We start from the raw sequence: 12,904 nt of genomic DNA, 5'->3' as shown, positions 1-12,904 counted from the left end.
ATCTGTTTTATCTTTAATCCAGCAGATGCTTTTAGTTTTGCAAATAAGATCCTTATAAAAAATAAAATTTAGCCAATTTATTTAATTATCAAGGATGAACATTGCGCAGAGGTAAGGTCATTTGCATATCAAGATTTGCTTTTGTTTTTGGCACAGAATTATACATGATGGCATTAAATGAAGAGACATTCCCCATTTCCATAGGATCATTTACGTTTAGGCTTGGTTTAAACTGATGCTTCACCGATAAATTTACAGGTTCATCGAATTCGAAATAAACTGGACCATCAAAAACAATTTTAACGGGAACGGTATAACTACGTTTTAAATTAAAAGGCACATCCAATTTAATAGGGATATCTAATTTAAGTGGAAATTTTGGTAAAAACTTACTTTGATAAACCAAATCTGTGGTGGTTTCTAAAGGCATAACCTGATCAATTTTTAAAGTTGTCGAATAGTCAACACTCACTGTAATTGGTGTTTCTACAGCAAAATTTAAATCTGCCAAATATTTCCCTTTTAGGGGTAAAGTTAATTGGCGATCTATATCTAAAGTTGTATCAAGTTTACCAATAGACTGAACCTGCAAAGTATTACCAACTTGAATTTTTGTTTCTAAAGAGTCAGGTAAACTAATATCGGCATTATGAGCCGAAACGACTAAATTTGCTTGAATATTGAGATACACCCAAAACATAATAGCGGCAAGTATCATCATTAAAAAGAAACTGATTAACATACTCTTGAGTGAACGGAACATTAGCATCCACCCTATTGATCAGCTGTCTTTTGTGATGTTTCTGAACCTAATACTCGATTTAATCGCATAGTGGACAGAGGAATCTTTAACTCACCATTTGCAATCTTAACAGGCAAAGTATTTTTCACATCAACCGAAGCATTTAATGCAGTTTTAACAGGTACATTTAAATTCCCTTCGATTGGGATATTCGTGTCTAATCTTGCTTTTAAAGGAATATGTAGATTTTCTTTTAATACCGTGCGTACTGGGGCATCAAATTTTAAATGAACTTTTTGCTCAAGCGGGACATTAATATCAATTGGCACATCAAGTTTTAATGGAATCGTTCCTTTTAATGGTAACGTAATATCACGCCCCAAAACACGCACCTGAACCTTGGTATCAATTGGTAGATTTTGCTCAACTTTTAATGTTTCTTTGACTGGAATGGTTGTACTAATCGGCACCATATTATCGAAGTAAACACGCGGAGTTAATGTTTGTGTTAAAGGAATATTCAGTTTCTCATCAATTGGAATACTGGCATTTACGCGCCCCTTTACATCCACATTTAAAGCATCTTGTACTTTAACCTTAACCTGTAGAGGCTCTTGTAAATCAATAGCAACTGCCTGATTTTTCAGTGGAATATAAATATTAAAGTGCTTAAATACCCATATTGCAATGAGTACACCACATAAATTGGCAATAATGATGAATACAAAAACGACCAACAAACGTTTAAACTGCGACAATTCCTATCCCTTACTATTTTCTTTTTTTCCTTAATTTGTATTCTCATTTATTTACAAAAAATAGTCAGCATATATTTTGTACGGTTGTAAAAAAACCCAGTCTAAACTGGGTCTTTTTGTGAAAATATTTTATAGATCGTTAAATGATCTTAAGCATTCAATTCTGCTGGGATTTTTTTGTAGCTTACGCCGCACATTTGTTCAGCAATACGTAATACCTGACAGCTATAACCAACTTCGTTATCGTACCAAACGTAAGCAGTTAAACGGTTACCAGAAGTAATCGTTGCTTGAGCATCGTATACACCTGCTGTACGAGAACCGATAAAGTCACTCGATACAACTTCAGTCGAGTTGGTATAACCAATTTGACCTTGAAGGTTAGAGTTAATCGAAATTTGACGAATGTATTCGTTCACTTCTTCACGATCAACTTCTTTATCAAGTGTTAAGTTCAAGATTGCAAGAGATACGTTTGGTGTAGGAACACGTACAGAGTTACCAGTTAATTTACCTTTCAATGCAGGTAATGCTTTAGCAACTGCTTTAGCTGCGCCAGTCTCTGTAATTACCATGTTCAAAGTAGCAGCACGGCCACGACGATCTGCTTTATGGTAGTTATCGATTAAGTTCTGGTCATTTGTAAATGAGTGAACAGTTTCAACATGACCGTTAAGAACTTTATATTTGTCATCCAATACTTTAAGAATTGGAGTGATTGCGTTTGTTGTACAACTTGCAGCAGAGATGATTTTGTCTTCATCTAAGATATCTGTGTTGTTTACACCAAATACAACGTTTTTCATTTCGCCTTTACTTGGTGCAGTCAATACAACACGTGCAACGCCTGGGCATTTCAAGTGTTGGCTTAGACCTTCAGCATCACGCCATTTACCAGTGTTGTCGATTAAAAGTGCGTTTTCAATACCGTATTCAGTATAGTCAACTTCACTTGGGCTAGACGCATAAATCACTTTAATGAAGTTACCGTTAGCAATGATTGCTTCGTTTTCTTCATCAACAGAAATTGTACCAGCGAAAGTACCGTGAATAGAGTCACGACGAAGTAAAGAAGCACGTTTTGCTAAGTCACCATCAGAAGACTTACGTACAACGATTGCTTTAAGGCTTAAACCACGACCTAAACCTGATTGGCTAATGATTAAACGAGCCAAGATACGACCAATACGACCAAAACCGTAAAGAACTACATCTTTAGGTTGTTCAGAAGTTGCGCTACCTTTGATTGACTCAACTGATTGAGCAACAAAAGCATCAACATCACCGCCTTTTTCTTTATATTCAACAGCAAGTTTACCGATGTCAACTTCTGCAGAACCAATATTTTCAACTTTTGCTAAAGCTTCTAAAATTGGGAATGTATTTACAACAGAAAGTTCAACGTCTACAACACGTGTACGACGGTGAGTTTTCAAAATTTGGATAACAGAACGGTTAATTAAAGAGCGACCGTAAACAGATACGACAATATTTTTTTCACGGTATAATTGACCGATTAATGCAATCATACGTTCCGCGATTTCTTCACGGTTTTTCCAACGGCCTTGGTGTTCAGCGTGCAGGGCGATGATAGTGTCTTTGCTCACAGATACGTCCTCTAATTAATTATATCTAGGCGTGATTTTTAAAACCCCGTAATTGTAATGGAATTATTGGCAAGAATGAATCAAAAGCTGACGTTAGTGACTAGATTTTCCTAAAATTCATCATAAATTCATAAAATACCTATAATTATTTTTTATTATCTTATTGTTTAAAGCAGCTAAATTTTTGCTTTTTCTTACTTTTTAGGTTCTGACGACCTACTCGAGCTCATCATTTTTTAATCTTTTTTGATATTTCGTGATATTAAGTTGCAGATTCTGGGCTTTTTGCCGTTGTTGATAAAGATGAATAGCTCCTTCTAAAACGAGTACCAAAACAGCACACCAAATCGGAATATAAGTGAACCATTCTTCTTGGCCAATGCTCTCCCCTAAAACTAAAGAAGCTAAAGCCAGTAATACAGGTTCCAAATATCCTAAGAGTCCAAATACAACTAAAGGTAAAAAGCGACTTGCCAGAATATAACTTCCCAGACCAATAGCACTTAAAATTCCAAGCCCAATAATGATCAAAGAAAGACTCGGTTGGTCTATAAATTTACTGTATGGCAGCAAACCTGTATGAGTTAAATAAATCGCAACGGGCATAATAATGACCAAATCCCACCAAAAGCCCCCTAAATTATCTGTTTTAATTTTTTTACGTAATAAAAAGTAGGCAGAATATCCAACTGCTACCAATGCAGTTTCCCACGCAATACTTCCCAAACGCCATATCTCATGGCTAACGCCAATGACTGCAAGAATAATTGCTACCCATTGAAATTTTGATATTTTTTCGCCATACAACACACTTCCAGCTAAGACAAGAACCAGCGGTAACAGGAAATATCCCAAAGAGACTTGTAACCCACGCCCATGCATCGGCCCCCACAAAAAAAGCCAAAGTTGTACTGAGGTTAAAATAGAGGTTGTGATTAATAATAATAGTAAAGAAGGCTTAGCCAAAATACGTTGATATATATTTTTAATATGGCTTAAATCACCACTCCACCACATAAATAAAGTTAAAAATGGCAAAGTTGCAATAATGCGCCATCCAAAAGTTTGTTCACTATCGAGCTGGCTTAATAATTGAGTATAAAAATAAAGTACACCAAAAGTGAATGATGCCATGACAGACAAGATCACGCCCTTAAACATCATCAACCTCTTAGACTTTAGTAAAAATAACTCACTACAATACTTGATTTATCCACTATAAAAAAGAAAAAACCATGTAAACATGGTTTTTTCTTAAACAGACATAAAACACTATTCTTTATGTTCTGTACGAATAACATCTCGAATATCAAAACCTAATGTTTTTGCATAATTTAAATATTCATCCACCACTTCTTGCTCTGGATGAGGGTTTCTTGATAGCACCCAAAGGTATTTACGTGAAGGCTCCCCGACTAAAACAGTCTGATAGTCTTCATCTAGCTTTAAAATCCAGTAATCCCCACGAATTACCGGAATCCATCTTACAGCTTCCGGTAAAAAACTTACCTTCAATTTGGTGTTATATGGTGGGTTAACCACAAAGGCCTCCCCGATAGATTGCTGTAATTGTTTTCTATTATCGTAGCAGCGATTATCTACTACTACATTTCCATTTTCGTTTAAGGTGTAAGTTGCAGATACGTTATAAGCACACTTTTTCTGGAAAAATGCAGGCTTACGCGCGACTTCATACCAAACACCTAGATATCGGTCCAGTTCAACTTTATAGACAGTTTGCAAAGGTTTCGGCTGGGCATAGACATAGGTTCCAACAGCCAAACCAGCCAAAACGACACCGCCCAACGCAATTTTAGCCAAACGCCAGCTGGCTTGCGGAACATTATTTCGAAATGCCATTGTTGCCCTCAACGATTAGTTGTGAATACAAAAGAACTCAAATATCTACAGTAGCTTGTTTTTTAAACACATTATGTAGCGTTATGTATTCGTTTATTGCAACATTTGCGCTTTCAGTCGAATGATTTCATCACGTATCCGTGCTGCCTGTTCAAACTGCAAATCTTTCGAAGCTTTTAACATCTCTTTTTCAAGCTTAGTAATATGCTTACTGAACAATTTTGGATCAGAGAGAATATGTCTTTCGTCAGCACTTAAAGCTTGTGCTTGTTCAAGCACCTTCTCATCAATTTCGTCGTCTGAAAGCACTTCGCCTGAATCAATTTCTTTGATGACCTGACGAACAGCACTACGTGGCGTAATACCATGCAACTCGTTGAACTCAATTTGTTTAGCTCTACGGCGTTCAGTCTCATCTATTGCTTTTTGCATAGAATCAGTAATTCGGTCAGCATATAAAATTGCTTTACCTTTCACGTTACGCGCGGCACGACCAATTGTCTGAATGAGTGAGCGTTCTGAACGTAAAAAACCTTCTTTATCTGCATCTAAAATAGCAACTAAAGAAACTTCTGGCATGTCGAGACCTTCACGCAACAAGTTAATACCGACTAAAACGTCGAATACACCTGTACGTAACTCATGAATAATTTTGACACGTTCAACCGTATCAATATCAGAGTGTAAATAAGCGACTTTAACCCCATATTCTTTTAAATAAGAAGTCAGATCTTCCGCCATACGCTTTGTTAAAGTGGTCACCAACACACGTTCATTTAGGTTCTTACGAATATTAATTTCAGAAAGAACATCATCAACCTGAGTTAATACAGGACGAACTTCAATTTCAGGATCAATTAGTCCTGTTGGACGTACCACCTGTTCAACCACTTGGTCAGACTTTTCTAACTCATATTTAGCAGGTGTTGCACTGACAAAAATGGTCGTCGGCACAATGCGTTCCCACTCTTCAAATTTCATTGGTCGATTATCAAGTGCACTTGGTAAACGGAACCCGTAATTTACTAAATTTTCTTTACGTGATCGGTCACCTTTATACATCGCTCCAATTTGCGGAACTGTAACGTGTGACTCATCAATAATCAGCAACGCATCTTCTGGTACATAATCAAATAAAGTTGGAGGCGCTTCACCAGCTGGACGGCCAGATAAATGACGTGAATAGTTTTCAATACCATTGGTATAGCCCAACTGTTGCATCATCTCTAAATCATAACGGGTACGCTGCTCAATACGCTGGGCTTCCAGCAATTTGTCATGTTCACGGAAGAATTTAAGTTGATCTTGTAATTCATCTTTAATTGTATCAATAGCACGAGTCAGATGATCTTTCGGTGTTACATAGTGGCTTTTTGGATAAATCGTAACACGTGGAACTTTACGAACCATTTTACCCGTTAACGGGTCAAACCAACGGATCGAATCGACCTCGTCATCAAATAGTTCAATACGAATCGCATGTTGATCAGATTCGGCAGGGAAAATATCAATAATTTCGCCGCGAATTCGATATGTACCACGTAAGAACTCAAGTTCATTACGCGTATATTGCATTTCAACCAAACGTCGGATAATTTCATCACGACTTACGCGGTCGCCCTCAACCACATGCAGTAACATTTGCATATAAGCATTTGGATCACCCAAACCATAAATTGCAGAAACCGATGCCACAATAATTGCATCACGACGCTCTAATAGAGCACGTGTTGCTGATAGTCGCATCTGGTCAATGTGATCGTTAATAGCGGCATCTTTTTCAATAAAAGTATCTGAGGATGGAACATAAGCCTCGGGTTGATAGTAATCATAGTAACTTACGAAATACTCAACCGCATTATTAGGGAAGAACGCTTTAAACTCTCCATAAAGCTGGGCAGCCAAAGTTTTGTTATGAGCCATCACAATTGTAGGTCGCTGTGTTTGAGCGATCACATTCGCCATGGTATAGGTTTTACCCGAGCCAGTTACACCCAGCAATAACTGATTACGAAAACCATGCTCGATACCATTTACCAGCTTTTCAATGGCCTGTGGCTGATCACCTGCTGGCTGATAATGAGTGACCAAATCAAAAGGTTGATTTTCGTTCAAAGTTATCTCTCTTTATGAAAAATTGAATTTAACGTCTCCCCTTTTAATGGGGATTTTTATCTTAATTTAAAGTCTAAATTGAGCTTGAAATTCAATGTAAAAGATTAAGCATCTTAACACTTGACCAATACCCTAATCGGTTGCAACATGAAGCTATCCATTAAACAAAAAGTATAACCATGACCTATCAATATCATGATGAAAGTATTGTAACCGAACTTCCCGAAGATACAGTTTTTGTATTTGGAAGTAATCTTGCTGGACAACACGGTAGTGGTGCAGCGCGCGTTGCAAGTCAGCACTTCGGAGCAGTTGAAGGTGTAGGTCGTGGCTGGGCTGGTCAAAGCTTTGCAATTCCAACTTTAAATGAACACATTCAACAAATGCCACTTTCACAAATTCAGCATTATGTTGAAGACTTTAAGATATACACAAAAAATCACCCTAAAATGAAATATTTCATTACTGCATTAGGTTGTGGTATTGCGGGTTATAAAGTTTCTGAAATCGCTCCTCTTTTTAAAGGTATTTATCACAACGTTATCTTTCCGGAATCTTTTAAACCCTATGTAGAAGATAATGCAGTATCTCAATTTCCGACTTTAACTCAAAAGATGGTACAAAGTTTCATTAACGATGAAGTTATTTTTTACTTTAATCATGGCAGTGAATCATTTGAAGAAGCTTTAGATAAAACTGATTTATCAGATGCTGAAAAAGCCATAGCTCTTATTGTTTTAAATGAGGAGTTGTATCCACGAGATCGTTATGGACGAGGCCGTGATCATGAGCTTAGTGATATTTTAGGGAAGTTAAACGGTAAAATTTTCAATCTTCATGGAAACTCTGAAGGTGCCATGATTTTTGTGAGTGCTGTTGTTGCACTGATGGAACTTTACGATTTTGATGAGCAAGATTTTATTAAGTTATGGCGTGGTGAAAAAAACATTGATCACCCTATTAATCGTTAAGTTTTCTTATGAATTTATGAGTTAAGCAGATAATCTCTGCTTTCTCATTATTTTATTTTTAATTACATTTAATCCTTTTATTTTTAATTATTCTAATATATTTAAACTCTTTATCCTCCCAAATCTTAATTTTTCTCATTATACTTTAAGACAAACTGAATACTTAAAGAAACATATGGAAACTTTAGATTCTTCGATTTTTGACCTTAGCCCAATTCCGATGTGGATTGAGGATTTCAGTGAAGTTAAACAACAATTTGATTTATGGAGAAAGCAAGGAATTGAAAACCTTCATGAATTTTTAAATCAAAATAAACACTTAGTTATCGAATGCGCTCATAAAATTAAAATTATTCGTGTTAACCAAAAAACTTTAGAACTTTTTGAAGCAACAACACACGAAGAACTATATTCAAATTTGAATCTCATTTTTAAAAAGGAAATGTTCGAATCACATATTTATGAGCTTGAAGCGTTATGGAATGGTAAAACCCATTTTTCAAGCACTACTGTGAATTACACCTTATCAGGCAAACGTATTGATGTTCAGTTAAGAGGGTCTATTTTACCTGGTTCTGAATCTAATTTTGAGCGGGTACTAATTACTACCGAAGATATTACCCCCTATCAAAATGCACTCCGTCAGGAAGAAAAAAATCGTCGACTGGCTGAATCTATGTTTATCTACTCGCCTACTTCGTTGTGGGTCGAGGATTTCAGCCGTATAAAAAATAGAATTGATCAACTTAGGCTATTGGGAATTGAAGATTTTAGAACTTTTCTAGATGTTCATCCTGAGTTTGTCCGCCAGTGTGTAGAGGATATTTTAATTTTAGATGTTAATCAGGCCACGATAGATTTATTTAAAGCTCCTGATAAGTCGACACTTTTAAGAAATACACACAAGATTTTTGCTGAAGAAATGGTTGAAACCTTTCGAGAACAACTCATCGAGTTATGGCAAGGTAATATCCATCATAAACGTGAAGCCGTTAACTACGCTTTAGATGGCCAAATAAGAAATGTCTTGCTTCAATTTACCGTTTTTCCGGGATATGAAGATACTTGGGGATTAGTGCAAGTTGCGCTGACAGATATTACTGCCCGGAAAAAAGCGGAAAACTATCTTGAATATTTAGGGCAACACGATGTTCTGACTAAACTATATAACCGTGCTTTTTTTACAGAGGAACTTAATCGCTTAAACCGAAGTATTATTCGACCAGTTTCTTCAATTTTTTTAGATATGAACGGTTTAAAAGAAACAAATGACCAGTTTGGGCATGATATTGGAGATGGTTTATTACGCCGTGTTGGAAATATTTTAAGTCAGGCTATTTCAAATACAGCATATACTGCATCCAGAATCGGTGGTGATGAATTCGTGATCTTAATGCCAGGCGCAGATGAAGCGAACGTTCAAATTATGCTTCAAACGATTCAGGAGCTTTTTAATATCGACAATCAATACTATTCAAGCCATCCAGTAAGTATTGCAATTGGACATGCAACCACTCAAACAAATGAACAAATTGAGGACATGTTAAAACGAGCAGACCATCACATGTACCAAAAGAAAAAAAGTTATTATCAAGAAATTTTATTCAATCAATAAAAAACAGGCATATTGCCTGTTTTTCAAAATTAGCGTTTTCCCATAGAACGACGTGTGCCACGTGGAGGCATCCATGTTCTATCCGCGTATTGCTCTGGTTTTGGACGCACTTGGTTGTGTACCGCATCATCTGCTTGATTGCTTTCATTCGGCATTGGGAATGGCAATTTCACCAAAGCCTTTTTCTGTTTTGGCTGTTGCTCAGTCATGATTCATTCTCGAAATTTCGATTGCGACCTATTATAAATGATTTTTATCATTTCTTTTCAAAAAAGCTTCAATTGAGTAAAACAGCAACAAGAATCTTCTTAAATTAAACTTTTTTACATCTAAAAATACCCGTATCCGCAAATTGCTTAATTTTTGCGATAAGATAGTATGCTTTTTATTTTTTAATCCCATAAGAGGAATATTGCCGTGGACGTACGTCTTTCTGATCGTGTCAATGCTATCAAACCGTCCCCTACACTTGCTGTAACAAACAAAGCTGCTGAACTTAAAGCTGCTGGCAAGAACGTGATTGGTTTAGGTGCTGGCGAGCCAGATTTTGATACCCCTCAACACATCAAAGATGCTGCAATTGAAGCGATTAATAATGGTTTCACCAAATATACGGCTGTAGATGGTACTCCTGGGTTAAAAAAAGCAATTATTGCTAAGTTTAAGCGTGATAATAATCTTGATTATCAAGCGAACCAGATTTTGGTTTCTTGTGGTGGTAAGCAAAGCTTCTTTAACTTGGCACTTGCTCTATTAAACAAAGGCGATGAAGTTATCATTCCAGCACCTTTCTGGGTAAGCTATCCAGATATGGTCATTATTGCTGAAGGTACTCCAGTCATTGTGAAATGTGGCGAAGACCAACGCTTCAAAATCACTCCTGAACAATTAGAAGCTGCAATTACACCTAACACTCGTTTAGTTGTATTAAACAGTCCATCTAACCCAACAGGTATGATTTATAGCAAAGCTGAATTAGAAGCTTTAGCTGAAGTATTACGTCGTCATCCACAAGTATTTGTTGCATCTGACGATATGTATGAACCGATTCGTTGGGAAGACGAGTTCTACAACATCGCAACTGTTGCTCCAGATTTATATGACCGCACAATTGTTCTAAACGGTGTTTCTAAAGCATATGCAATGACAGGTTGGCGTATTGGCTATGCAGCTGGTCCAGCAAAAATCATTGGTGCAATGAAAAAGATCCAATCACAGTCAACTTCTAACCCAACTTCTATTTCGCAAGTTGCTGCTGAAGCTGCATTGAATGGTCCACAAGACGTTTTACAACCTATGATTGAAGCGTTTAAACGCCGTCATGACTTAGTTGTAAATGGCTTAAATGATATTAAAGGTATCTCTTGCTTACCTGCTGATGGCGCTTTCTATGCCTATGCAAACATTCGTCCTCTTATTCGTGCAAAAGGCTTAAAATCTTGCACAGAGTTCTCTGAATGGTTACTAGAAGAAACTGGCGTAGCAGTTGTTCCTGGTGATGCATTTGGTTTAGGCGGTTTTATGCGTATTTCATATGCAACAGCTGACGAAGTACTCGTTGATGCGTTAGCTCGTATCAAAAAAGCTGCTGACTCAATTGAAGGTGTAGACGCTGCTATCGCTTCAATTGAAGCTGAAAAAGCTGCGAAATAATCTGCATTTTGCATAAAAGGGGTTCTCTTGAGAGAACCCTTTTTTTTCATTCACTTATGCATTTTTAGCTTTTTGAGGTCTTACATAAATAACTAATAAAATTCCAAATAAAACCATAAAACTCGATAAAATCACTCGCCCTGTCACACTCTCATTTACAAATAGGCTTCCACCTATAATCGCCAAACATGGCACACTTAGCTGTACTGTACTCGCTGTCACTCTATCAATATGCTTCAAAATCGCATACCAGAGTACATAAGCCCCGCTTGAAGTGACACCACCCGACAAAATCGCTAAGATCCATCCTTGCACGTCAATGTAGCGATCTTGGGCAAGTAATACATTCGCTAACAAAACCATTGGCACAGCTAGCGTAAAATTTGCCAACGTACTACCAATAGGCTGCGTCATATTGCGACCCGCGATGCTGTATCCCGCCCATGCCAAACCAGATATCACCATAATTAGAGCATATCCCCAATCAGGCGCATGAGTACCGGGTAATAACAAAACACTGATTCCAGCTAAAGCAATACATAGACCTATACCACGGTATATGCCAATCTGATCACCCTGCCAATAGCCATAAAGCATCATAATCAGCTGTACAGCCCCAAACAATAACAGAGCACCAATACCAGCGTCGATCTGAAGATAAGCATACGAAAATGCCAAAATATAAACCGCTAGAAAAAATGCGTTTTTTAAACTCCATTGGACTTTGATTTGAGACGATTTTGAATATAAAAACAGCCCGAATAAAACAACCGCACCACTTGCTACTCGTATGAGGCTAAAAGTCATTGGGTCAATATGTCGGCTAACCAAAGCCAAACGACACAATACAGAATTTGCTGCAAAAGCCGCCATTATGAGTGCAATTTTAAAAAGCATTGTCCTTATGCTCCTGTTATTTCTTATAGTGTAAAAGAAGTCTTTCTTATCTATCTAATTCATTATGCAACTCATTTAATTCAATTTTTATAATAAAGGAATTTTATATTAAATGGACAAGTTTTTAAGATTCAACTTATCAGTTCAATCTTTAACTCTAGAATTGACTTATCGATGACTTAATAATAGGCTAATATCAAGTTCTATTTTAGAACCTAAAGAATTAAAGGACCCAAAAATGAAAAATCCGATGGAAATGACTGGCCTTGAATTTTTACAAGCAATGATAGAAGGCCATATTCCACCTGCCAGCATTAGTAAAACAATACCTATGCAACCTACTGAAATTTCAGAAGGATTTGTTACTTTTAAAGCTCAAGCAGATCATAACCATTTAAATCCACTCGGTGGCGTACATGGTGGTTTTGCTGCCACCGTCCTAGATTCAGTGACTGGCTGTGCAGTACATACGATGTTACCTGCGGGTGTAGGTTACGGCACAATCGACCTTAACGTAAAAATGTGCCGCCCTATTCCCCAAAATCAGGCTTTAATTGCAACAGGCAAGGTTATTAATTTAAGTAAAAATTTAGGTATTTCTGAAGGAAAGATTATTGATGAGGAAGGTAAACTGTATGCCTATGCAACAGCAACCTGCATGATTATTCGTCCATAATCATTAAAGG

12 protein-coding genes are annotated in these 12,904 nt (G+C 37.0%); 4 read left to right on the top strand and 8 right to left on the bottom strand.

Annotated elements, in window-relative coordinates; all coding sequences use genetic code 11:
- Window positions 1-88: 88 nt before the first annotated feature.
- The 6 genes from RMB06_RS05010 to uvrB all read right to left on the bottom strand — a co-directional run bounded on the left by RMB06_RS05010 (window position 89) and on the right by uvrB (window position 7,082).
- Window positions 89-763, bottom strand: coding sequence for a hypothetical protein (locus RMB06_RS05010; protein ID WP_005073191.1), 675 nt, complete (start codon window positions 761-763; stop codon window positions 89-91).
- Window positions 764-774: 11 nt separating this feature from the next.
- The gene (locus RMB06_RS05005) at window positions 775-1,500 is read right to left on the bottom strand and encodes a hypothetical protein (protein ID WP_017399267.1); all 726 of its coding nucleotides are present in this window, start codon (window positions 1,498-1,500) and stop codon (window positions 775-777) included.
- 149 nt (window positions 1,501-1,649) lie between these two features.
- Window positions 1,650-3,107 (bottom strand): glyceraldehyde-3-phosphate dehydrogenase, encoded by a 1,458-nt coding sequence (locus RMB06_RS05000; protein ID WP_002118702.1) that lies wholly within the window; start codon window positions 3,105-3,107, stop codon window positions 1,650-1,652.
- A gap of 216 nt (window positions 3,108-3,323) precedes the next feature.
- Complete coding sequence (gene rarD / locus RMB06_RS04995; protein ID WP_311078623.1) at window positions 3,324-4,271, bottom strand: EamA family transporter RarD; 948 nt, start codon at window positions 4,269-4,271, stop codon at window positions 3,324-3,326.
- Window positions 4,272-4,379: 108 nt separating this feature from the next.
- On the bottom strand, window positions 4,380-4,967 hold the full coding sequence (locus tag RMB06_RS04990) for a lipocalin family protein (protein WP_032055225.1): 588 nt from the start codon (window positions 4,965-4,967) through the stop codon (window positions 4,380-4,382).
- Window positions 4,968-5,060: 93 nt separating this feature from the next.
- Window positions 5,061-7,082 carry an excinuclease ABC subunit UvrB gene (uvrB, locus tag RMB06_RS04985; protein ID WP_002118463.1) on the bottom strand — a complete coding sequence of 674 codons (2,022 nt, stop codon included), beginning with the start codon at window positions 7,080-7,082 and terminating at the stop codon, window positions 5,061-5,063.
- Window positions 7,083-7,261: 179 nt separating this feature from the next.
- Here uvrB and RMB06_RS04980 point away from each other — a divergent pair, with 179 nt between their 5' ends.
- Together RMB06_RS04980 and RMB06_RS04975 are read left to right on the top strand one after the other, a co-directional pair.
- Window positions 7,262-8,053, top strand: a complete 792-nt coding sequence (locus RMB06_RS04980; protein WP_002118650.1) for a hypothetical protein — start codon at window positions 7,262-7,264, stop codon at window positions 8,051-8,053.
- 175 nt (window positions 8,054-8,228) lie between these two features.
- Window positions 8,229-9,668 carry a sensor domain-containing diguanylate cyclase gene (locus RMB06_RS04975; RefSeq protein ID WP_311078621.1) on the top strand — a complete coding sequence of 480 codons (1,440 nt, stop codon included), beginning with the start codon at window positions 8,229-8,231 and terminating at the stop codon, window positions 9,666-9,668.
- A gap of 29 nt (window positions 9,669-9,697) precedes the next feature.
- Here RMB06_RS04975 and RMB06_RS04970 read toward each other — a convergent pair whose 3' ends face one another.
- A complete protein-coding gene (locus RMB06_RS04970) occupies window positions 9,698-9,877 on the bottom strand; it encodes a hypothetical protein (protein ID WP_002118942.1) in 180 nt (59 codons plus the stop codon).
- A gap of 208 nt (window positions 9,878-10,085) precedes the next feature.
- Here RMB06_RS04970 and RMB06_RS04965 point away from each other — a divergent pair, with 208 nt between their 5' ends.
- Complete coding sequence (locus tag RMB06_RS04965) at window positions 10,086-11,321, top strand: pyridoxal phosphate-dependent aminotransferase (RefSeq protein WP_002118408.1); 1,236 nt, start codon at window positions 10,086-10,088, stop codon at window positions 11,319-11,321.
- A 54-nt stretch (window positions 11,322-11,375) separates the two neighbouring features.
- Here RMB06_RS04965 and RMB06_RS04960 read toward each other — a convergent pair whose 3' ends face one another.
- Entirely contained in the window at window positions 11,376-12,218 is an 843-nt protein-coding gene (locus RMB06_RS04960) for a DMT family transporter (protein ID WP_311078619.1), read from the bottom strand.
- 238 nt (window positions 12,219-12,456) lie between these two features.
- Between RMB06_RS04960 and RMB06_RS04955 the strand changes: the two genes are divergently transcribed.
- Window positions 12,457-12,894, top strand: a complete 438-nt coding sequence (locus RMB06_RS04955) for a PaaI family thioesterase (protein ID WP_311078618.1) — start codon at window positions 12,457-12,459, stop codon at window positions 12,892-12,894.
- Window positions 12,895-12,904 lie beyond the last annotated feature (10 nt).

Origin of the sequence: Acinetobacter sp. V104_13 (assembly GCF_031798995.1) — a bacterium.
Taxonomy (GTDB): Bacteria; Pseudomonadota; Gammaproteobacteria; order Pseudomonadales; family Moraxellaceae; genus Acinetobacter; species Acinetobacter pittii.
Note: the sequence above shows the minus strand (reverse complement) of the source record. Positions and strands in the feature narration are given on the sequence as shown.